Annotated in this window: 21 protein-coding genes; 8 read left to right on the forward strand and 13 right to left on the reverse strand. The window is 70.1% G+C overall.

What is annotated here, in order from left to right:
* A complete protein-coding gene (locus tag QOL69_RS16995; RefSeq protein WP_345782502.1) occupies positions 1 to 1,050 on the reverse strand; it encodes an ABC transporter ATP-binding protein in 1,050 nt (349 codons plus the stop codon).
* A gap of 156 nt (positions 1,051 to 1,206) precedes the next feature.
* Between QOL69_RS16995 and QOL69_RS17000 the strand changes: the two genes are divergently transcribed.
* Together QOL69_RS17000 and QOL69_RS17005 are read left to right on the forward strand one after the other, a co-directional pair.
* Positions 1,207 to 2,730, forward strand: coding sequence for a trehalase family glycosidase (locus QOL69_RS17000; protein ID WP_283404147.1), 1,524 nt, complete (start codon positions 1,207 to 1,209; stop codon positions 2,728 to 2,730).
* Positions 2,731 to 2,892: 162 nt separating this feature from the next.
* Positions 2,893 to 3,570 (forward strand): nucleotide exchange factor GrpE, encoded by a 678-nt coding sequence (locus QOL69_RS17005; RefSeq protein WP_283404148.1) that lies wholly within the window; start codon positions 2,893 to 2,895, stop codon positions 3,568 to 3,570.
* Positions 3,571 to 3,596: 26 nt separating this feature from the next.
* Here QOL69_RS17005 and QOL69_RS17010 read toward each other — a convergent pair whose 3' ends face one another.
* Positions 3,597 to 4,391, reverse strand: coding sequence for a 5'/3'-nucleotidase SurE (locus QOL69_RS17010; RefSeq protein ID WP_283404149.1), 795 nt, complete (start codon positions 4,389 to 4,391; stop codon positions 3,597 to 3,599).
* Between the two features lie 123 nt (positions 4,392 to 4,514).
* On the opposite strand from QOL69_RS17010, the gene QOL69_RS17015 reads away from it, so the two are divergent.
* Positions 4,515 to 4,832: a DUF5798 family protein gene (locus QOL69_RS17015; protein WP_283404150.1), complete on the forward strand. Its 318-nt coding sequence runs from the start codon at positions 4,515 to 4,517 to the stop codon at positions 4,830 to 4,832.
* Positions 4,833 to 5,405: 573 nt separating this feature from the next.
* Here the strand turns inward: QOL69_RS17015 and QOL69_RS17020 are convergent.
* Together QOL69_RS17020 and purD are read right to left on the reverse strand one after the other, a co-directional pair.
* Positions 5,406 to 6,041, reverse strand: coding sequence for an acyltransferase (locus QOL69_RS17020; protein ID WP_283404151.1), 636 nt, complete (start codon positions 6,039 to 6,041; stop codon positions 5,406 to 5,408).
* A gap of 62 nt (positions 6,042 to 6,103) precedes the next feature.
* Positions 6,104 to 7,387, reverse strand: coding sequence for a phosphoribosylamine--glycine ligase (purD, locus tag QOL69_RS17025; protein WP_283404152.1), 1,284 nt, complete (start codon positions 7,385 to 7,387; stop codon positions 6,104 to 6,106).
* Positions 7,388 to 7,529: 142 nt separating this feature from the next.
* On the opposite strand from purD, the gene QOL69_RS17030 reads away from it, so the two are divergent.
* Positions 7,530 to 9,767, forward strand: coding sequence for a thioredoxin domain-containing protein (locus QOL69_RS17030; RefSeq protein WP_283404153.1), 2,238 nt, complete (start codon positions 7,530 to 7,532; stop codon positions 9,765 to 9,767).
* A 41-nt stretch (positions 9,768 to 9,808) separates the two neighbouring features.
* Positions 9,809 to 10,909, forward strand: a complete 1,101-nt coding sequence (locus QOL69_RS17035; protein WP_283404154.1) for a geranylgeranyl reductase family protein — start codon at positions 9,809 to 9,811, stop codon at positions 10,907 to 10,909.
* Between the two features lie 28 nt (positions 10,910 to 10,937).
* On the opposite strand, the gene QOL69_RS17040 is transcribed toward QOL69_RS17035, so the two are convergent.
* The 7 genes from QOL69_RS17040 to QOL69_RS17070 form a co-directional block, all read right to left on the reverse strand.
* Positions 10,938 to 11,408, reverse strand: a complete 471-nt coding sequence (locus tag QOL69_RS17040) for a TRAM domain-containing protein (protein WP_048076570.1) — start codon at positions 11,406 to 11,408, stop codon at positions 10,938 to 10,940.
* Between the two features lie 123 nt (positions 11,409 to 11,531).
* On the reverse strand, positions 11,532 to 12,683 hold the full coding sequence (locus tag QOL69_RS17045; protein ID WP_048076569.1) for a mandelate racemase/muconate lactonizing enzyme family protein: 1,152 nt from the start codon (positions 12,681 to 12,683) through the stop codon (positions 11,532 to 11,534).
* Positions 12,684 to 12,795: 112 nt separating this feature from the next.
* Positions 12,796 to 13,581, reverse strand: coding sequence for a PHP domain-containing protein (locus QOL69_RS17050; protein WP_283404155.1), 786 nt, complete (start codon positions 13,579 to 13,581; stop codon positions 12,796 to 12,798).
* A 95-nt stretch (positions 13,582 to 13,676) separates the two neighbouring features.
* Positions 13,677 to 14,894, reverse strand: coding sequence for an MFS transporter (locus QOL69_RS17055; RefSeq protein ID WP_283404156.1), 1,218 nt, complete (start codon positions 14,892 to 14,894; stop codon positions 13,677 to 13,679).
* A gap of 208 nt (positions 14,895 to 15,102) precedes the next feature.
* Positions 15,103 to 15,738, reverse strand: coding sequence for an MOSC domain-containing protein (locus QOL69_RS17060; RefSeq protein WP_283404157.1), 636 nt, complete (start codon positions 15,736 to 15,738; stop codon positions 15,103 to 15,105).
* A complete protein-coding gene (locus QOL69_RS17065; RefSeq protein ID WP_283404158.1) occupies positions 15,738 to 16,139 on the reverse strand; it encodes a hypothetical protein in 402 nt (133 codons plus the stop codon). Before QOL69_RS17065 ends, QOL69_RS17060 begins: the two co-directional genes overlap by 1 nt.
* Positions 16,140 to 16,236: 97 nt before the next feature.
* Positions 16,237 to 17,154, reverse strand: a complete 918-nt coding sequence (locus tag QOL69_RS17070; RefSeq protein WP_283404159.1) for a PLP-dependent cysteine synthase family protein — start codon at positions 17,152 to 17,154, stop codon at positions 16,237 to 16,239.
* Positions 17,155 to 17,673: 519 nt separating this feature from the next.
* Between QOL69_RS17070 and QOL69_RS17075 the strand changes: the two genes are divergently transcribed.
* Positions 17,674 to 18,060 carry a TlpA family protein disulfide reductase gene (locus QOL69_RS17075; RefSeq protein ID WP_048076564.1) on the forward strand — a complete coding sequence of 129 codons (387 nt, stop codon included), beginning with the start codon at positions 17,674 to 17,676 and terminating at the stop codon, positions 18,058 to 18,060.
* Between the two features lie 28 nt (positions 18,061 to 18,088).
* Here the strand turns inward: QOL69_RS17075 and QOL69_RS17080 are convergent, their stop codons facing one another.
* Complete coding sequence (locus tag QOL69_RS17080) at positions 18,089 to 18,304, reverse strand: hypothetical protein (protein WP_048076563.1); 216 nt, start codon at positions 18,302 to 18,304, stop codon at positions 18,089 to 18,091.
* A 128-nt stretch (positions 18,305 to 18,432) separates the two neighbouring features.
* On the opposite strand from QOL69_RS17080, the gene QOL69_RS17085 reads away from it, so the two are divergent.
* Positions 18,433 to 19,176: a ThuA domain-containing protein gene (locus QOL69_RS17085; protein ID WP_283404160.1), complete on the forward strand. Its 744-nt coding sequence runs from the start codon at positions 18,433 to 18,435 to the stop codon at positions 19,174 to 19,176.
* Between the two features lie 24 nt (positions 19,177 to 19,200).
* Here QOL69_RS17085 and QOL69_RS17090 read toward each other — a convergent pair whose 3' ends face one another.
* The gene (locus tag QOL69_RS17090) at positions 19,201 to 19,869 is read right to left on the reverse strand and encodes a helix-turn-helix domain-containing protein (protein WP_048076561.1); all 669 of its coding nucleotides are present in this window, start codon (positions 19,867 to 19,869) and stop codon (positions 19,201 to 19,203) included.
* 84 nt (positions 19,870 to 19,953) lie between these two features.
* Here QOL69_RS17090 and QOL69_RS17095 point away from each other — a divergent pair, with 84 nt between their 5' ends.
* Positions 19,954 to 21,609 carry an NADH-quinone oxidoreductase subunit D gene (locus QOL69_RS17095; RefSeq protein ID WP_283404161.1) on the forward strand — a complete coding sequence of 552 codons (1,656 nt, stop codon included), beginning with the start codon at positions 19,954 to 19,956 and terminating at the stop codon, positions 21,607 to 21,609.
* Positions 21,610 to 21,626 lie beyond the last annotated feature (17 nt).

Raw genomic sequence — 21,626 nt, forward strand, 5'->3', positions numbered from 1 at the left:
TCAGGCCACCAGTTCGCCGTTCTCGTCGTAGAGGTACGCGTCGGCCGGGTCAAAGGTTAGGTGGACGGCGTCGCCCGCCGTCGCGTCGGTGTGCGGGACCTTGACGTTGACCACGGAGCCGCCCACCTCGACGTTGACCAGCACGTACTCGCCGAGCGGTTCGACCGTCTTGACCGTCCCCGGCAGGGTCCAGTCCGTGTCGGGCGGATCGGTCGACACGTCGATGTCCTCGGGTCGGACCCCGACGGACACGGTCGACGACGACGACTCCGCCGGCGTCGGGAGGGTGTTGCCCTCGGCGAGGTGGACGGTCCCGTCGCGGTTCTCGCCCTCGAAGAGGTTCATCGGGGGCGAGCCGATGAACTTCGCGACCCACGTCGTCCGGGGCCGCTGGTACAGCTCCTCCGGCTCGGCGACCTGCCGGATCGTACCGTCGTTTAACACGACGATCTTGTCGCCCATGCTCATCGCCTCCTCCTGGTTGTGCGTGACGTACACCGTCGTGATCCCCAGCTCGTTCTGGATCCGCTTCAGCTCCGAGCGCATCTCTAAGCGGAGCTTCGCGTCGAGGTTACTGAGCGGCTCGTCGAGCAGGAACACCGACGGCTCGCGGACGATGGCCCGCGCGAGCGAGGTCCGCTGCCGCTGCCCGCCGGAGATCTCGCCCGGATCGCTTCCCATCTGGTCTTCGATGTGTAACAGCTCGGCCACCTGCGCGACGCGCTCGTCGCGCTCCTCCGGGGGGATCCCCCTCACCTTCAGCGGGTACTCGATGTTCTCCCGAACGGTCATGTGGGGGTACAGCGCGTAGTTCTGGAACACCATCGCGACGTTCCGGTCGGCGGGGGGCATCCCGTCAACGCGGTCGTCGTCGAAGTAGATCTCCCCGTCGGAGGGGTCCTCCAGCCCCGCGATCATCCGGAGCGCGGTCGTCTTGCCGCAGCCGGACGGGCCGAGGAACACCACGAACTCCCCGTCGTCCACCTCCATGTCCAGCTTGTAGTTGGCGACCGTGTCACCCCCGTCGAAGTACTTGCTCACCGACCGCATGCTAATGCGAGTCATCGACTACCCTCCGATATTCATTTATTACACTTATAATTAATCATGGACTACGAATAAGAGGACAGGCCTAGGTGCGTGTTCTTCGTTCTCTGTCCGGCTAATTCAATAATTACTTAGCAATCCTTTCACTACGTGCTGGAGATGAGTTCCGGTCTCTTCGACTACAGTCATTTTCCGCAGATCTCCGGCGAACTCTTTCGGACCGTCCAGCGGCGGGACCTCTTCGAGGACGACAAGCGGTTCGTCGACGCCGAACCTCGCGTCGACCCGGACCTGCTCTTCGAACGGTACCTGACGGAACGGAGCGAGCGGGACTTCGATCTGGCGTCGTTCGTCGAGGACCACTTCAGGCTGCCCGAGCCGGTCGGGGCCGCGCCCGACCTCGCCGCGTCGCGGTCGATGGAGGACCACGTGTCCTCGCTGTGGGGGGCGCTGACGCGGACCTTCGACGCCCCCGACGCCGCGGGGTCGACGGTCGTCTCCCTCCCGAACCCGCACGTCGTGCCCGGCGGCCGCTTCCGCGAGATGTACTACTGGGACAGCTACTTCACCGCGGAGGGGTTGGCGGCGGCCGGGCGGACCGATCTGATCGACGGGATGGTCGGGAACATCGCGTCGCTTTTGGACCGCTTCGGGTTCGTCCCCCTCGGGAACCGGGCGTACTACGACAGCCGGTCGCAGGTCCCGCTGTTCTACCGCATGCTGCGGGTGCTGGAAGAGGAGGCGGGGTTCGACGCCGTCGCCCCGCACGTGGAGGCGCTCCGGACGGAACACGATTTCTGGACGAGCGGGTCCGACCGCGTCGCCGACGCCGACGGCTCCGCGGCCCACCGGCGCGTCGTCGGGCTCTCAGACGGTGCGGTCCTCAACCGGTACTGGGACGACCGCGCCCGCCCGCGACCCGAGTCCTACCACGAGGACCGCCGCCTCGCGGATCGGGTCCCCGTCGACGACCGCCCGGATCTGTTCCGTGACGTCCGGGCCGCCTGCGAGTCCGGGTGGGACTTCAGCTCGCGGTGGCTGGCGGGCGACGACCTCACCACGATCCGGACGACCGACCTGATACCGGTCGACCTCAACGCGGTCCTCTTCGGCATGGAGTCGGCGCTCGCCGAGTGGCTCCCGCGCGTCGGACGGACCGAGGCCGGCGAGCGGTACGCCGACCTGGCCGCGGACCGCCGCGAGGCGATCAACCGGTACTGCTGGGACCCGGACGCCGGGTTCTACGTCGACTACTCGTGGGTCGACGACGACCGGTCCGACCGCCTGACGCTGGCCGCCGTCGCGCCGCTTTTCACCGGAGCCGCGACGGACGAGCGGGCGGCGGCGGTCGCCGACCGGCTCCGTCACGACTTCCTCCGGCCCGGCGGGCTGGTCACGACGCTCGAAGACACCGGCGAGCAGTGGGACGCGCCGAGCGGCTGGGCACCCCTCCACTGGATGGCGGTCACCGGCCTCCGGCGATACGGGCACGACGCCCTGGCCGACGAGATCGCCGACCGGTGGGTCGACCTCGCGCGGAGCTCCTTCGAGGAGACCGGCCGCATGGCGGAGAAGTACGACGTCCGGTCGGTCGGGGAGACGACCGATCTGGGTGAGTACGACCCCCAGTACGGGTTCGGCTGGACGAACGGCGTCGTCACGGCGCTGTCGGCGCGACGGTAGCGGTTTCCTCGACGCGGCGGTAGCGACCCCCTCGACACGGCGGTCGGTTCCCTCGACGCGGCGGTCGGTTTCCTCGACGCGGCGGTAGCGACCCCCCTCCACCCCCGACTCGCGGCGTCGCGCTTGTGAACGCTTATGCCCGCCGACCGACTTCGATCGGGTATGAGCGACGACGACGCCGTCGATGTCGAGACCCCCGACGACGCCGAGGGCGACGCGGAGCGAACGAACGGCACGGCGGAGGCGACCGGCGAGAAACGGAGCGACGGCTCGGCGGACGCCCCCGCCGATGCCCGGAGAGACGAGGCGGCGCTCGCCGCCGCGGTCGCCGAACACGACGACGCGCTCGCCCGCGAGGTCGCGGCGCTGGAGGCGGAGCTGTCCGAGACCCGCGGGGCGCTCCGCGAGCGCGACGAGGAGGTCGAGGAGCTGACGAGCAAGCTCGCCCGCGTGAAGGCGGACTTCAGCAACTACAAGGAGCGCGCGAAGCGGAAGCAAGCGGAGATCCGCGAGCGCGCCTCCGAGGCGCTCGTCGAGCGGCTCGCCCCCGTCCGCAACGACCTCCTGCGCGCGCTCGATCAGGAGGAGGGGAGTGACCTCCGGCCCGGCGTCGAGTCGACGCTGGAGAAGTTCGACGAGGTGCTCGCCGAGGAGGGCGTCGAGTCGATCGAGCCGGATCCGGGCGAGGCGGTCGACCCCGCGCGCCATCAGGTGATGCTCCGCGTCGACAGCGATCGCCCGGAGGGGTCGATCCACGAGGTGTACGAGCCGGGCTACGAGATGGGCGACCGCGTGCTGAGCGAGGCGAAGGTGACCGTGAGCACCGGCGACGGGGAGTAGGCGCGACGCGTCGCGAGGACTGCTTTTTACGACCGAACGGCGGCCTCGTAGGCCTCGACCAGTTCGTCGAGGCCCGCGTTCGGTTCGGCGGCGTGCGGGACCGACAGCGGCGACGCCGAGACCTCGCCGTCGACGACCGCCCGGCGGTCGGTCCCGACCGGGTCCGGCACGTCGCCGTCGTTCATCAGGCCCCAGATCGGGTCCGAAAAGCCGACGCGACCGTCGCCGTTCCGCTCGGCGCGCATCCCGTACCACGTCGAGGGCGTCGTGACGCGGAGCGGCGCGCGCGCTTCGTCCGCTATCGGCGCGTTGACGTTGAGGTAGTCCGCGCGCTCGAACACGCCCGCGCCGACCGCCTCGTCGAGGAGGAACTCGGTCGCGCGGGCCGCGTGGGCGAAGTCGTCGGTCTCGAACTCGCGTTTCCACCAGTCGTCGCCGCCGGGCACGTACATCGAGGTCGCGACCGCCGGGACGCCGAAGAACGTCGCCTCGACCGCCGCGGAGACGGTTCCCGACCGCCCGAGCGTGTACGCTCCGAGGTTCGCGCCCTCGTTACAGCCGGCGACGACCGCGTCCGCGTCGGGGACGAGTTCGCCGAGGCCCGCGACGACGCAGTCGACGGGAGTCCCGCCGACCACGTAGCCCAGGTCGTGCTCGTCGACGGCGACGTCGTCGGAGAGGAGGCGGCCGACCGAGGACTGGTCGTCAGCCGGGGCGACCACGGTCACCGCGTACTCCTCCGCGAGCGCGTCGTAGAGCGCTCGGAGTCCGGCGGCGTCGACGCCGTCGTCGTTGGTCAACAGGATCCGGTCGACGCTCATACCCGTTTCACGGGCGAGTCGGGCAAAAGTCCACCGTCGACCGGGGGCGGGTGCCGGGAGGCGCGCGGCGCACGCATCGTACCGAACGGAAAGGCACACGTATCGGCGGGCCGAGCGTCCGGTATGGGATTCGGGGACACCGCTAAGAAGATCCAGACGCTCGCCGACCGCGCGGAACGGACCTACAAGAAGATCAGCGAACTCCGCGACGAGGTCGACGAGACGCAGGAGACGGTGATAGACACCTCCGAACGCGTCAAGACGCTCGAAAACGAGATGGCCGAACAGCGGGCCGTCCTCGACGCCGTCGCCGAGGAGGTCGGCGTCGACTTGGAGCGCGTGAGCACCGAGGCGCACATCGCTGACGCCGAGGAGTCGGCGACCGACGACGGCGACGCGGACGACACGGACGACGCGGAGCGCGGCGACGATCGCTTATAAGGAACGATGCGGTCGGCGCGTGCCTGCGAGCGGTCGCCCTCGGCGACCGCGAAGCAGCACCGCGCGAGGGAGTCGGTCGACCGGAGCGAAGCGGAGGGAGGCCGACGAGGCTGGGGAGGCGTGAGGTGCGGTCGCTGTGCGGGGTGGGACTCGAAGGGGCAGCCGCGAGGGCGAAGCACGCCGACGTAAGCACCGCAGCGAAGGAGCGATAGCGACTGAGCGAGGAGCACAGCGAGGCGCGCGAGCCCTCGCGGCTGGGGCTTCGGAAGAGTTCGTGTCGATCCGCGATTTATAAACAAGAATAACACCGTACAGCCGAGCGGCTGGGGCTTCGGCGGTGTTCACCGTCGGTCCGTAGTCAACGGCTTATAAGTAATCGACTGGGGCTTCGGCGGTGTTCACCGTCGATCCGGAGTCAGCGGCCTATAAGTGAGCGGCTGGGGCATTGGTGGTCTTTACCATGGACACGTCGATCTCTTATAAATAGCGGACAGCAACACCACAATCTGACTTATAAACAACCACCCCACCAACGTGCGAAACTCACCCCTGCTATCGGTCGAGACGATCCAGTCAGTCGCCGCCCTCGGCCGCACCGCTCTCCCCGTCCGCCCGCGAGACGACCTCCGCCGGGACGCCCGCGACGGTCGCGCCCGGCGGCACGTCCTCGGCGACGAGCGAGTTCGCGGCGACGCGCGCGCCCTCGCCGACGGTGACGCCCGGAAGCACGACCGCTCCCGCCCCGATCATCGCCTCCCCCTCGACGACCACGTCGCCGAGGCGGTACTCCTCGTGGAGGAATTCGTGGCACAGCAGGGTGGCGTCGTAGCCGATTATCGCGTCGTCGTCGACTCGGATCCGCTCGGGCCAGAACACGTCCGGCGTCGATTCCAGTCCCCACGCGACGCCCGCACCGACCGTGACGCCAATCTGCCGCAGCAGCCAGTTCTTCAGCCGGAGGCTCGGACAGATCCGCGCGAGGACGATGACGACGTAGTTGCGGACGACCACGAGCGGCGACTTCGCGTCCGGCCACGACCACAGCGAGTTGCGGGGCCCCGGCGTCGGGAACCGGTCGAGACGGTCGCTCCGGGGCGGCTCGGCGTCCGCGCCCCCGCGTGTCGCGCCCGCCTTCCCGCCATCGCGGGTCGCGCCCCCGCGTGTCGCGCCCGCCCCCTCGCGTGCCGCGTTCGCGTCGTCGGTTGTCACGTCGCTCCGTTCGGACGGCGGGCATAAAAGGGTCGCTCCCGGTCGGGCGATAGAACGGTCGCTCAGTCCCTGAGTTCGTCCATGTGATCGATCCGGCGCTGGACGAGGTCGGCCGTGCCGATGTCGTGGCGGATCCGGACCCGGTCGCCGGCGGCGGCGAGCGCGTCCTCGGCCTGCGCCTCCGCGGCCGCGATGGAGTCGCCGCGGCCGACGACCGCGAACGCCCGCGACGTGGTGGTGTACAGCCGGCCGTCGCGCTCGTCGACGCTGGCGTAGTACAGCAGCGCGTCGCCGACGCTCTCCTCGTCGACGGCGATCTCTGCGCCCGCGTCGGGGTCGGTCGGGTAGCCGTCGGGCACCGCGTACTTACAGACGGTCGCCTCGCCGGAGAAGTCGAGTTCGGGGAGCGAGTCCCCGTCGCGCGCGGCGGTCAACACGTCGACGAACGGCGTGTCGAGGACCGGCAGCGTGTTCATCGCCTCGGGGTCGCCGAAGCGGGCGTTGAACTCGACGACCTTCGGCCCCTCGTCGGTGAGCATGAACTGGCCGTAGAGGACGCCCTTGTAGTCGGGGAGCGCGTCGACGACCGCCTCCAGCACCGCGACGGCTGCGTCGTAGTCGCCTTCGGCCATGAACGGCAGCGAGGGACCGATGTCGGAGTACGACCCCATGCCGCCGGTGTTCGGCCCCTCGTCGCCCTCGTAGGCTCGCTTGTGGTCCTGGACCGCGGGCGTCGCTCGCACGTCGCCGTTCGCGACGAACGCCTGAATCGTGAACTCCTCGCCGACGAGCCGCTCCTCCAAGACGACGCGGTCGTAGTCGGAGTCGCGGAGGTAGGCTTTCGCCTCCTCGCGGGTCACCTGGTCGCCGATGACCTTCACGCCCTTGCCGCCGGTGAGTCCCGCGGGTTTGACCGCGAGGTCGCCGTCGTAGTCGTCGACGTACTCGCAGGCAGCCTCGATGTCGTCGAACACCTCGTAGTCGGGACAGCCCGGGATCGACGCCTCCTCCATGAACCGGCGCTGGTACGCCTTGTCCGTCTCCAGTCGCGCCTCCGCGGCCCGCGGGCCGAACGCGTAGACGCCGGCGTCGTCGAGCGCGTCTGCGACCCCCGCCTCCAGCGCCGCCTCCGGCCCGATGACCGCGATGTCGGCGTCGACCGCGGCCGCGTACTCGGCGACCCCGTCGGCGTCCGTCTCGTCGATCGTCTCGAACCCGTCCGCGAGCCGCCGTATCCCCGGATTTCGGACGCTCGCGCAGGCGTACAGCGCGCAGTCGTCGGCCACCGCGCGGGCGATAGCGTGTTCGCGGCCGCCGCCCCCCACCAGCAGTACGGTCTCCGTCATGCCCGACGGATTCCCGCACGGTAGTGTAAACCTTACTCTCTGTGTGGCCGCAGATATACACGAACGCGCATATCACGGGCGGCGGAGACCGACGTTCGTCGCGGTGCGGACGCCTTTTGCCCCGCCGGGCCGAACCAGGCGTATGTCACAGCCCACCGAGCGGAACCGCCTCGACGGGGAGGCGAGTCCCTACCTCCGGCAGCACGCCGACAACCCCGTCAACTGGCAGCCGTGGGGCGACGAGGCGTTCGAGCGCGCCCGCGAGCACGACGTGCCGGTGTTCGTCTCAATCGGCTACTCCTCGTGTCACTGGTGTCACGTCATGGCCGAGGAGAGCTTCGAGGACGAGTCCGTCGCGGCCGCGATGAACGAGTCGTTCGTCTCGATCAAAGTCGACCGCGAGGAGCGCCCCGACGTCGACAGCACGTTCATGACGGTCTGCCAGCTCGTCACCGGCGGCGGCGGGTGGCCGCTCTCGGCGTGGTGTACGCCCGAGGGCAAGCCGTTCTACGTCGGGACGTACTTCCCGCCCGAGCCGCGCCGGAACCAGCCCGGCTTCCGCGACCTCTGCGAGCGGATCGCCGACTCGTGGAGCGACCCCGAACAGCGCGAGGAGATGAAACGGCGCGCCGACCAGTGGGCCGAGAGCGCGCGCGACGAACTGGAGTCGGTCCCGACGCCGGACGCTGCGGGCCCGGACGGGGAGAGCGACGCCGCTCCGCCCGGCGACGACCTCCTCGAATCGGCCGCCGCGTCCGCGCTGCGGAGCTACGACGAGGAGTACGGCGGGTTCGGGAGCGGCGGCGCGAAGTTCCCGATGCCCGGCCGGATCGACCTCCTCTCGCGGGCGTACGCGCGGAGCGGCCGCGACGCGCTCCTGTCGGCCGCGGCGGGCACCCTCGACGGGATGGCCCGCGGCGGGATGTACGACCAGATCGGTGGGGGGTTCCACCGCTACGCGGTCGACCGAGAGTGGACCGTGCCCCACTTCGAGAAGATGCTGTACGACAACGCCGAGCTGCCGATGATCTATCTCGACGGCTACCGGCTCGCGGGCGACCCCGCGTACGCCCGGGTCGCGAGCGAGTCGCTCGCGTTCCTCGACCGCGAACTCCGGCACGACGGCGGCGGCTTCTTCAGCACGCTCGACGCTCGCAGTCGCCCGCCGGCGGGACGGGGCGGAGGCGGTTCGGACGGGGGGGACGACGCCGAGGACGCCGCGGACGTCGAGGGCGCGTTCTACGTCTGGACCCCCGAGGAGGTCGACGCCGTCCTCGACGAGCCGGCGGCGTCGCTCGCCAAGGACCGGTACGGGATCCGGTCCGGCGGCAACTTCGAGCGCGGCACGACCGTCCCGACGGTCGCCGCGTCGGTCGACGAACTCGCCGCCGACCGCGACATGTCGCCCGAGGAGGTCCGGGAGGCGCTGACCGAGGCGCGCACCGCGCTGTTCGACGCCCGGGAGTCGCGCCCGCGGCCCGCCCGCGACGAGAAGGTGCTGGCCTCGTGGAACGGTCGGGCGATCTCCGCGTTCGCGGACGCGGGCGGGACGCTCGGGGAGCCGTACGCCGAGATCGCCCGCGAGGCGCTCGACTTCTGCCGCGACCGACTGTACGACGCCGACGCCGAGACCGGGGCGCTCGCCCGGCGCTGGCTCGACGGCGACGTGCGGGGTCCGGGCTACCTCGACGACTACGCGTTCCTCGCGCGGGGCGCGCTCGACACCTACGCCGCGACCGGTGACCCGGAGCCGCTCGGGTTCGCACTCGAACTGGCCGAGGCGCTCGTCGCGGAGTTCTACGACGCCGACGACGGAACGATCTACTTCACGCGGGACCCGGACGGAGACGGCCGGCAGACGGACGACGCCGGGCCGCTCATCGCGCGGCCGCAGGAGTTCACCGACCGCTCGACGCCGTCGAGCCTCGGGGTCGCGGCCGAGACGCTCGCGCTCCTCGACGGGTTCCGGACCGACGGGCGGTTCCGCGATATCGCGGAGCGCGTCGTGACGACCCACGCCGACCGGATCCGAGGGGGACCGCTGGAGCACGCCTCGCTCGTGCGGGCGGCCGACCTCGTCGAGACCGGCGGGATCGAGGTGACGATCGCGGCCGACGAGGTGCCCGACGAGTGGCGCGAGACCCTCGGCGAGCGGTACCTGCCGGGGGCGCTCGTCGCGCCGCGTCCCGCCACGGAAGTGGGACTCGACGAGTGGCTCGACCGCCTCGACATGGCCGAGGCCCCGCCGATCTGGGCGGACCGCGACGCGACCGACGGCGAGCCGACGGCCTACGTCTGTCAGGACTTCACCTGCTCGCCGCCCCGGACGGACCTCGACGCCGCGCTGGAGTGGCTGGGGACGCGGGAGAAGCCGGAGTAAGGCACGTCGTAATTATATATCCCCGTCACCACGCTCCCACCATGTACGACTTCGTCGTCGTGGGCGCGGGACCGCCCGGCTCCCGGTTCGCTCGGCGCGCGGCCGAGAGCGGTCACGACGTGGTCGCCTTCGAGAAGGGGACGGTCGGCGAGCCGCTCGCCTGTTCCGGGCACGTCTCCGACGACGTGTGGGAGTATGTCCCGAACGACGCCCGCGAGGAACTCCTCCAGAACCGGGTGTACGGAGCACGCTTCCACGTCGGCGGTCCGGGCTCGCGGGCGTACCCCTTCTACAAGCGCGACCCCGTCTCGAACGTGATCGACCGGGTCGGACTCGACCGCACCCTCGCCGAGTGCGCCCGCGAGGCCGGCGCGGACCTCCGGGAGGACCACACGGTCGTCGGCGTCGAGGAGCGTTCCGACCGGGTCGTCGTCGAAGTCCGAACGCCGGCCGACGAGGTGGAGGAGGTCGAAGCGCGGATGGTCGCCGGCTGCGACGGTCCCACGTCGCGCGTCCGGCGGGCGCTCGACCTGCCGGAGCCGGACGAACTGCTCCACGGCGTACTCGGGTTCGACCCCGCGCCCGACGGCGGCGACCTCGTCGACGTCCACCTCACCGCGCCGACGTTCTTCGCGTGGCGGATCCCCCGCGGCGACGCCGGCGTCGAGTACGGGCTGGCGGCCCCCCCGAGCGAGGACGTCGCCGGACGATTCGATCGGCTCACCGACGCGTACGACGCGACGACCGACCGGCGCTGCTCGGGCGCGATACCGATCGGGCCGCCGGCGCGGACGACGAGCGACCGCGGCTTCCTGATCGGCGACGCCGCCGCGCAGACGAAGCCGTTCACCGGCGGCGGCATCCTGTACGGGATGCGCGCGGCCGACGTCGCCGCGGCGGCGATCGATCCGCGCGACCCGTCGACGCTCGCCGACTACGAGTCCGGGTGGCGCGAAGAGTTATCGACGGAAATCCGGCTGGGGAAGGCGATCCGGCGGTGCTACTCGCTTCCGGAACCCGTCCAACGAGTCGGTCTGCGGGCGCTCTCGGGCGAGATCGGCGTCCACATGGACGAGCCGTCCTCGTTCTTCTCGGCGTCGAACCTCCGGGCGCTGTTCTCGCGGAGCGACCCGCCGAACTGAGAAGAGACGGAAAGAGAGCGACTGCCGGTTACTCTTCGACGACGTTTGCGAACGAGACGTTCTCGCGGACGCTGGTGATCTCGACGGTCGGCTCCTCGCCGGGTTCGGCGTCGGGGACGATGACGACGTAGCCGCGTTCGATCTTGGCGATCCCGTCGCCTTTGTCGCCCAGCGTCTCGATCGTCACGTCGCGGACCTCCCCCTCGGAGACGGGCGGGTCCGGCTGGACCGCGCCGGCCGCGCCACGGGAGGTTGGCCGCTGTCCGTCGTCGGACGGCGACTCGTCGACCGCCGGCGAGTCGGTTACCGCCTCGTGGCCTGTCGATGAGCCGTTGTCACCGGACTCTTCGCGGGATATCAGCGCGATTCGATACGATTCGCCGACATCGACCGTCCCGTGTTCGATCTCCGATTCCGGGACGCGAACGACGTACTCCCCATCCTGTTCCTCGATCGATCCGGTGTAAAGCACCCGCAGCGAGTCGGTGAGTTCGACCATACCCGTCGTTGGGCGGGCCCCGTTGAAAAACCCGCTATCTGCGGCTCCGCGGGATCGTCCGTCGACGGCGTCGAGAAGAGGCGTCGACGGCGAGGTCGAACCGAGGCGTCGGCCGGCGGCGCTTCAGGGACGCTTCAGCGCGCCTTCCGCGTCGAACAGGCTGTGGCTGTCCTTCGGCTCGCCGGGGTGTTCGCGGGCCGCGTCGGCGTCGAACTCGACGCCGAGTCCGGGCTTGTCCGGTACCTCGATCGTCCCGTCTTCGACCTCGAAGTCGTGTTTCACGATCTCGTCGCCCCACGGGACGTCGCGGCTCATGTGTTCGAGCACTTCGAGGTTCTCGATGCCGGCACAGAGGTGGAGACCGGCGGCCGTCGAGACGCCCGCGTTGGGGTTGTGCGGAGCGAACGTCATGTATCGGGACTTCGCCATCTCGGCGGCGTGCTGAAGCTCGGCGAGGCTACCGTAGTTCGTCAGGTCCGGCTGGATGATGTCGCAGGCCTGCTTGCGGATCAGGTCCTCCATCGTCGCGTTGTTGTAGATGCGCTCGCCGGTCGCGACGGGCATGTTCACCTTGTCCGTCACGTCGGCCATCACCTCGCGGTCCTCTAACTCGACCGGCTCTTCGAGGAACATGATGTCGTACTCTTCGAGCGCGTTCGCGACCTCGATGGCCCCGCGCCGCGAGAAGCGGCCGTGGCAGTCTAAGGCGATACCGACGTCCCAGCCGACGGCGTCGCGGACGGCTTCGAGCAGCTCCGCGACCTCGTCGATCTGGTCGTTGGTGAGCGAGTACTCGTAGTGCGCGAACGGGTCGCACTTCAGGGCGGGGTACTCCTGTTCGTTCACGGCCTTCTTCGCGTGGTGGGCGTAGTTCTCGGGAGTGCGCTCGCCGATGTGCCAGCCGTTGGCGTAGACGGGGATCTCGTCGTGGACCTTCCCGCCGAGCAGCTTCCAGACCGGCTCGTCGTAGTACTTGCCCGCGATGTCCCACAGCGCGATGTCGAACGCGGAGGCAACCGCGTTGATGAGCTTCCCGCCGCGCCACGCGAACGGGTACCGCGTCAGCCGACGGTTGATCTGTTTGCGGTTCAGCGGGTCCTCGCCGATGAGGTAGTGTTTGTGCGACTCCGCGGTCGCCTCCAGCGCCGCCGTCAGTCCCTCGCCGCTGAGCGCCTCGCCGACGCCCGTGATCCCCTCGTCGGTCTTCACCTGAACGAAGAACCAGTTGCGCCAGTCCGCGTCGACGACGAACGTCTCGACCTCGGTTATCTCCATGCGTAAGCGTTCACTCGGAATGTAATACCGTTTTCGGAGTCACAAGCAGGTGCGCGATGCGACGGCCCTGTCGAGAGGCCGGAGACGACTACATCGGGCGCGTCCGGTCGCGTCACGCGTCCGCGACGATTCCGTCGAGCCGGACCGGCTCCACGCCGCGGCGGTCGAGTTCCGTCTCAATCTCTCGCAGCCGGGGCGCGATCTCGTCCGGCTCGTGGCTGTCGGTCCCGACGGTCACCTCGACGCCGGCGTCGACGAGCCGGTCGAGGAAGGCGGGTGCCGGATGGAACTCGCCGTAGTCGTCGAGCAGGCGGCCGGCGTTGACCTCCGGGACGGTCCGCGAGTCCCGGAACGCGTCGACGACCGCGGCGTAGTGGTCCTCGGTCGCGAACCCGCGGAGGTGCGGGTTGCGCTCGATCAGGTCCGGGTGCGCGGCGATCGCGAACAGCTCCGACTCGACGAGCGCGACGAGCTTCTCGAAGTACCGGTCGACGAGCGCCCGCCGCTCGGACGCCGGCTTGTCGGCGAAGTGCGACCGGACGTGGACGTTCGCGCCGTCGAGGTCGTGGACGCTGCCGACGGCGTAGTCGAAGCCGGCGTCATCGAGGAACTCGGCGATGGGAGTCTCGTGATCGGGGTCGTAGTCCATCTCCGCCGCGTCGTACACCTTGACGGCGGCATTCTCGCGGACCGCTTCGATCGCCTCGCGGCGTCGCTCGTAGGTCAGGTCCAGATTGAACCCGAACGCGCGCTTGTGCCGCTCCGCGTTCGGCTCCGGCGAGACGTTACAGTGGTCGGCGAAGCCGATGCCGTCGAGTCCCGCGTCGGCCGCGGCCTCGACCATCCACCGCAGGAACGCCCCGTCGGAGTAGTTCGTGTGGGCGTGGTAATCGTACACGGAGTCACTTCGGCTCGGGGCGACTCGAAGGTTCGGGTCGATCGGGTGATCTCACGCACCGGCTCCGCTTCCGGCCGCGTGCGCGTTGCGTCGAGTCACCGCGCTTCGCTCAGGACCGCGTTCGCCGCGGTGACGAGGAACGCGACGCCGGCCAGACCGGCGATGACGAGGAACGAGGGCCCCCACCCGAACAGGTCCGCGACGAGACCGACGCCGACGGACCCCGCCGACCCGATCACCGTGTAGACGGTCCGTATCAGGCCGAACCCCGCTCCTCGCTCCGCGTCGCCGAGTGCGTCCATGAACCGGGGGTCGATGGCCGAGAAGAAACTCGACCCGAGTCCGGCGAGGAACACGACCGCCCCGAGCGCGACGTACTCGGGGACCGCCGGCAGTCCGACCGCGAGCGGGAGCCGGACGAGGGCCGGGAGCGCGACCAGCCCGGCGAGTCCGAGCGCCCCGCCGAGGAGGGCGGCGGCGATGCTCGCGTCGCGGCCGACGCGGTCGGAGAGCCGACCGAGCCCGACCTGTGCGCCGGCGCGGACCACGAAGAACGCGGAGAAGACGCCGCCGGCGAACGCGGGCGTGTACTCCCGGAGTTCGACGAGGAACGTCGGCAGAAAGGAGATGACGCCCTGCGCGACGTACGTGCCGAGCGTCGCGACGACGAGCGGGACGAGAATCTCGCGCCGCCCGACCAGTTCGAGGAGCGGCCCGAGCCGGAGCCGCTCCGACATCGGCTGATCCGGACGCCGCGGCTCGGTCGGGCGGACGCGACGCGCGAACAGGACGAACACGGGGACGCCGACGACCGCGGCCAGCGCGACCCCGGGCCGCCAGCCGTACCGGACGCCGACCCACGTCGCGGCGACGGGCGCGACCAGTCCGGCAAGCGGGCCGCCCAGCGAGTGAAGCCCGACCGCGGTGCCGAGGTCCTCGAACGTCCGCGAGAGGAGCGTGGTCGCCACCGCGTAGTGGAGCCCCGCCGCGAGCCCGAGAAGCACCGCCGCCAGCACGAACGCGGGGAAGACCGGCACGAGGGCGAGCAGGAGGCTCATCGCCGTCGTCCCGCCGACCGCGACGAGGATGACGCGGCGCTCGCCGTACCGGTCCGCGAGGATGCCGCTCGGGAACTGCGAGAGCCCGTAGGCGAACCACATCCCGGAGAGCGCGACGCCGACCGCCGTGTTCGAGACGCCGAAGTCGTCGATGATGAGGGGGACGACCGGGCTGATCGCCAGCCGGGCGAAGTACGTCACGAAGAAGGCGAGCATACACAGCGTCAACACCGTGTGGCGGTAGCGCCAGTTCACGTCGACTCGCGCCCCCGCGTTCCCGGTCGCGGCCGACTCACCGCAGCGCGAACCCGCCGGCTCGCCGTCGTTCGCATGCGCGGTCCGGCGGCGTCGACGTCGCGGATCACGTCTCGTCTCCGCCGTCGCGCGCGACTCGTATAAACCGTCTTCTCCCGGCGAGCAGTCGGGGGATCCGGCACCGAGGCGCGCGGGACGCGCCGACGGCTCAGTCGTGTTCCGACCGCGACCGCTCGCCGACCCCGCCCGGATCGGAGTTCCCGTCCCGCTCGGCGAGGCGCTCGGCGATGGCCGCGCCGGCGGTCCGTGGGTCGGCCTCGCGGACCGTCACCGAGTCGCCGACGGCGACGCGACCGGGTTCGATCACGTCACAGCAGAGTCCGCCGCGGTCCCGGAGCGCCGACGCCAGCCCGTCCTCGCCCGCGAGGTCCTCGACGTGCGCGCACGGCGGTCGGCGACGGGTCGGTCGCAGGACCGCGTCCCCGACCGCGACGGTCGCGTCGAGGAGGGGGTCCATCCCGGGACCGAAGCCGTCGACGACGACGTTTCGCCGGTGGCAGCCGTCGGTCAGATCGACGCCGGTCTCGTCGCGGACCGCGGCGAGCGCCTCCGCGGCGACGAGCGTGACCGCGCAGCCGTCGAGCTGGAAGTGGCCGTCGCCGCGCCGGTAGCGGTCGCCCTCGACGCCGTCAGGTCGAACCTCGACCGCGTCGCGGCGGACCGGCGGGGCTCCGCTCTCGGGAGCCGTGACGAGCGACTCGACCGTTCCGGCGGCACCCGTCGCGGAGGCGGACCCGTTTGAGTGCGTCTCGGACGGGCCGTCGAACGGGTCGTCTCCGACCATCAGGGTCCCCCGAGGAGGTCCGCGTCGCCGGGTACCAGCCACTCGCGGTGCGCGTAGTAGAGGAGCGCGACCGGCGGCGCGGGCAGCGCGACGAGCGCGTAGATCCACTTGAAGAGACCGAGGTCGACGACGCGCCGCTCCGCGAGCGAGAGCGCGTCGAGCAGCAGCGTCGCGGTCGCCAGCGGCGCGAGCAGGTAGCCGTGCGCGAAGCCGACGGTCGCACCGATCGGCGTCTCGGGCGTCAGGAACGCCCAGTCGACCGCGTACAGGAGCGTCCAAGCGACGACCGTCGCGGCGAGCGCGGCGAGCCACGGGCCGTCGAAGCGCCGGTCGGGGGCGTCCGACGAGCCGGTCGGATCGCCCTCGGGCGGCTCGGCCGCCGATTCCGCGCGCGTGTTCATGGGCGAACTGAGCGCCGAACGCTAATCAACGCCCGGGTGGCGACGGGCGTCGCTGGGGATCCCGCTCGGAATCTTCGGAATCTCGGGAGCTTCCGGGTTACCCGTCGAACGTGCCCGCCGTCAGGTAGCGCTCGCCGCTGTCCCAGAAGACGGTGACGACGAGGGGTTCCTCGCCGGCGAAATCGCCGGTCTCGCGCAGTTCGGCCGCGACGTCCTTCGCGGCGAGGTTCGAGGCACCCGACGACTGGCCGACTAAGATTCCCTCCTCGCGGGCGAGGCGGCGGCACTCGACCTCGGCGTCCGCCAGGTCGACGGTGTGAATCTCGTCGATCAGGTCGATGTCGAGGTTCGGCGCGACGAACCCCGGTCCCATCCCCTGAAAGCCGTCTTTTCCGGGTTCGCCGCCGGAGAGGACGGCGTTGTCAGACGGTTCGACCGCGTCGATCCGGACGTCCGGGAACGCCTCGCGCAGGCGACGGCCGATGCCCGAGAGCGTGCCGCCGGTGCCGACGCCGGCGACGAGCGCGTCGACAGTGCGGTCGCCCACCTGATCGAGGATCTCCGGGCCCGTCGTCTCGTAGTGGGCGCGCGGGTTGGCCGGATTCTCGAACTGGCGGAGTTGGATAGTGTTCGGCTCTCGCTCGATCTCGTCGGCCCGGTCTTTCGCGTCCGAGATGTCGCCGTCGACGAGTTCGACGGTCGCGCCGTACGCCTTCATCAGGCGGCGGCGCTCGATCGACTTCCCCTCCGGGATGACGAGCGTGACGTCGTAGCCGCGCGTCGCGCCGACCATCGCGAGTCCGATGCCGGTGTTGCCCGAGGTCGGCTCGACGATGCGGTCGCCCGGCTCGATCTCGCCCGCCTCCTCGGCCGCCTCGATCATGTACAGGGCGGGGCGGTCCTTCGCCGAGCCGCCCGGGTTGCGGGACTCGACTTTCGCCGCTACGGTCGTCCCCGCGGGCGCGTCGACCCGCACGAGCGGCGAGCCGAGCGTCGACAGGATGTCGTCGTCCATTACCCGACCGAACGCGACCGCGACCCAAAGGCCCCGCGGACTGCGGCAATCGATGTCGGCCGGGAGGACCGTGACACGGAACACTGCGGTGGCGCGCGCCTCCGAGCGGTCGCCCCCGGCGACCGCGACGGAGCGCCGCGCGAGGGAGTCGGTCGCCGGAGCGAAGCGGAGGCGACCGACGAGGCTGGGGAGGTGTGAGGTGCTGTGCGGGGCGGTGCGGGGTGGGACTCGAAGGGGCAGCCGCGAGGCGGACAGAGGCGACGCAAGCACCGCAACGAGTGAGCGGAGCGAACGAGTGAGGAGCGCAGCGAGCGTCTATCCGCCTCGCGGCTGGGGCTTCGGCGGTCTCCCTCGCAGAGTCATTCGCGGCGAAAACACTCATGTACAGCCGATCGACTGAGGCTTCGGCGATCCCAGTCGCGTCGATCAGCGATTCGTATCCGTGCGCGTCGCGGACGACCGTGACTCCGATTTGCCACCGACGCGCCGTTTACGTGCCTCGGAGACGTACAGCCAGCTATGACGCTCGAAACACTCGCGCCCGCCGACGACCTCGACGCGGACGCGTTCGACGAAGCAGTCCTCGACGCCTTAACCGCGGACGACTACGTCTTCAAGGTGTGGGGCGGCGACTGGTGCGGCGACTGCCAGCGACAGCTGCCCGCGTTCGGTGCCGCGCTCGCGGCCGCCGGCGTCCCGGACGACCGCATCGAGGCGTTCCCGGTCGTGAAGGGACCGAACGGCAAGGAGGGGGAGTTCGTCGACGAGTACGACATCGAGCTGATCCCGACCGTCGTCGTCGAGGACGCGGACGGCGAGGAGCTGGCGCGGTTCGTCGAGGAGGAAGACGTCTCCATCGCGAAGTTCCTAGCGCGGCAGCTCGCGGACGTCGAAGCGACCGCCTGAGCGGACGGCGGGGAGCCGTCTCCGGCGGTCAGTCGTCCTCCGCGTTCACGTCGCCAACGTAGTAGAGAACGGTCATCACGACGCCCATCGTGACCGCGTAGACCGTCGTCGACGTGTCGAGGACGACCCCGACCGCGAGAACCGACGCGATCACCACGACGCCCGTGAGGAGCGCGTAGCGTAGTCTGGAGAGTCCGCGCGCCCAGTCGTCGGCGCGGCGGTACAGTTGACGGGGACCTGTCATACCCTCGGCCTCTCACGGGACCGACGACTATCTTCCGGTCGACCCGCGATCCTCCGGTCGACCCGCGATCCTCCGGCCGACCCCGACGCGGGGCGAGCGCTCAAGTCCCTCCGCCGTCCACGCGGCGTATGGCACGCGTCACGGTCTGGAACGAGTACCGACACGAGCGCGAGAGCGACGTCGTCGCGGACGTCTACCCCGACGGGATCCACGCCGTCGTCGCCGAGGCGCTCCGCGAGGGCGGCCACGAGGTCCGCACCGCGACCCTCGACGAGGGGCCGGACCACGGGCTCACCGAATCCGTTCTCGACGACACGGACGTGCTCGTCTGGTGGGGCCACGCCGCCCACGACGAGGTGCGCGACGCGGTCGCCGACCGGGTCCACGAACACGTTCTCGACGGGACGGGCCTTATCGTCCTCCACTCCGCGCACTACTCGAAGATATTCAAGAAGCTCATGGGTACCAGCTGTTCGCTGAAGTGGCGCGAGGCCGCCGAGCGCGAGCGGCTGTGGACGATCGAGCCGAGCCACCCGATCGCGGACGGAATCGGCGAGACGATCGAACTCGACGAGACCGAGATGTACGGCGAGCGCTTCGACGTGCCAGCCCCCGACACGCTCGTCTTTACCTCCTGGTTCGAGGGCGGCGAGACGTTCCGCTCCGGCTGCTGTTACCGCCGCGGGAGCGGGAAGGTGTTCTACTTCCGACCGGGCCACGAGACGTACCCGATCTACTACGACGAAGACGTTCGGCAGGTGCTGCGGAACGCGGTCGACTGGGCGGCTCCGGGCGACGGACCGACGCCGACGTTCGGCAACGCGGAGCCGCGGGAGGAAATCGACACGGGCGACGACCGGACGGTCCACTAGCGCGGGACCGTCGGGCTCCGGGCCTCAAGCCACGTCGCGCAGCTCCATGAACGCGGACATCATCGCCGACTCGGCCTTCCGGAGGTGTTCGGACGCGGTGCTCGGAGCGGCGTCGATCCGGTCGGCGACCTCCTCGACGGTCCCCGATCGGGGGGAGTCGTAGTATCCGGTCTCGACGGCGGCCGCGAGCGCGTCGAACTGGCGGTCGGTCAGCTCCGGATCGAAGAGGTCCTGTCGCCAGTCGTACTCGCCGATCCGGAGGACGTCGCTCGCGATCCGGTCCGGGAGCTCGGCGAGCGCGTCTCCGAGCGGTCCGCGTTCCCCGATCAGCGTCAGGCGCACGATTCCGCTCGGTCGGAAATCGACCGGCGGGACGACGACGATGCCGGTCCGCTGGAGCGGATCGAACATCGCTTCGTCGACCGCGTCGCGCCGCTGCGTGAGGAAGACGTAGTAGCCGTCGTCGTCGATCCGGGTGACCTCGTACTCCCGGATCCGGTCGACCGCCCGCAGCGCGTCGGTGTAGACGTCGATGTCCCCCTCGACGTAGAACAGGAACGTGTCGGCGGTCTCGTCGAGGATGGTGCCCTGTAGCAGGACGTCCCGTTCCACGGCGTCGGACTCGTCGACGAGCCGGTGCATGGGATGCATGAGGTCCGGCGGGTAGCGGAGTTCGAGCCGGAGGTATTTCACGTCGCGCAGTGACGCCGGCGTGGTTATAAATGCCCGTACTGAGCCGGCAGAAGCCTCGGGAGTCGCGGCCGCGTCCCTCCGCGTATGTCGACCGAGCTGCTGCGCGACCCCGACGAGGGCGACGGAACGACGGACCCGTTCTCGCCGGTCCGCGAGTCAGTGACGGGACGCGAGGAGCATCTGAACGCCCCGGCCGCCCGGATTCGACCGGACGCGGTACGGGAGGTGCTCTCCACGCTGCGAGACGAGGGCGGCTACGACCACCTCGCCTGCGTCACCGCACAGGAGTACGAGGGCCGGTACGAGTCGATCTACCACCTGCGCTCGTACGACGATCCGACCAGAGAGGTCAGCGTCGTCGTTCCCGCCGACACGGACGACCCGGTCTCGGAGTCCGCGACACCAGTGTTCCGCACGGCGGACTGGCACGAGCGCGAGGCGTACGACCTCGTCGGGATCGAGTACGACGACCACCCTGATCTCCGACGGATACTGCTTCCCGAGACGTGGCAGGGCCACCCGCTCTCGTCGGAGTACGACGCAGAGCGGCCGCAGATCGTCTCGCTGTCCGAGAACGAACCGATCGAGCCGGGGTCGTCGGCGTCGGCCGGGAGCGACACCATGCTGCTCAACATCGGGCCGCACCACCCGGCCACGCACGGGGTCCTCCACCTCCAAGTGACCCTCGACGGCGAGACCGTGGTCGGCGTCGAGCCGGACATCGGATACATCCACCGCTGCGAGGAGCAGATGGCCCAGTCCGGCACGTACCGCCACCAGATCATGCCGTACCCCGACCGGTGGGACTGGGGCGGTGGCGGCCTGCTCAACGAGTGGGCCTACGCGCGCGTCGCCGAGGACCTCGCGGACATCGAGGTGCCCGAGTACGCGCAGGTGATCCGGACGATGGCCGCCGAGCTGAGCCGGATCCTCTCGCACATGCTGGCGATGGGCGCGTACGCCCTCGACGTGATCGGGGACTTCACCGCGACGTTCATGTACGCCATTCAGGAGCGCGAACGGGTTCAGGACCTACTGGAGGATCTGACCGGTCAACGGCTGATGTTCAACTACTTCCGGCTCGGGGGCGTCGCGTGGGACTTCCCGGAACCCAGAGAGGAGTTCCTGCGCGGGATCCGCGAGTACCTCGACGGCCTCCCGCGTCGCATCGAGGAGTACCACGACCTGCTGACGCGGAACGAGATACTACAGCTCCGCACGGTCGACACCGGGACGCTCCCGCCGTCGGTCGCGAAGGAGTACGGGACGACCGGCCCGGTGCTCAGGGGCTCGGGGGTCGACTACGACCTGCGCCGCGACGACCCGTACGGGTACTACGACGAGCTCGACTGGGACGTCGTCACCGAGGACGGCTGCGACAACTACAGTCGGCTCCTCGTCCGGATGCGCGAAGTCGAGGAGTCCGCGACGATCATCGAACAGTGCGTCGACCTACTCGACGACTGGCCGGAAGACGAGCGCACCGTTCAGGCGAACATCCCCCGCACCGTCCGTCCGGACGACGACACCGAGGTCTACCGCGCCGTCGAGGCCGCGAAAGGGGAACTCGGCATCTACGTCCGCGCCGACGGAACGGACAAGCCGGCGCGGTTCAAGATCCGCGGCCCGTCGTTCTCAAACCTTCAGGCGCTCCCCGAGATGGCCGAGGGCGAGTCGATCCCGGACCTGATCGCGTCGCTGGGGAGCCTCGATACGATCATGGGCGAGGTCGATCGCTAACCCGGCCTATCGCTAAC

This window comes from Halorubrum sp. DM2 (assembly GCF_901686465.1).
Classification (GTDB): domain Archaea; phylum Halobacteriota; class Halobacteria; order Halobacteriales; family Haloferacaceae; genus Halorubrum.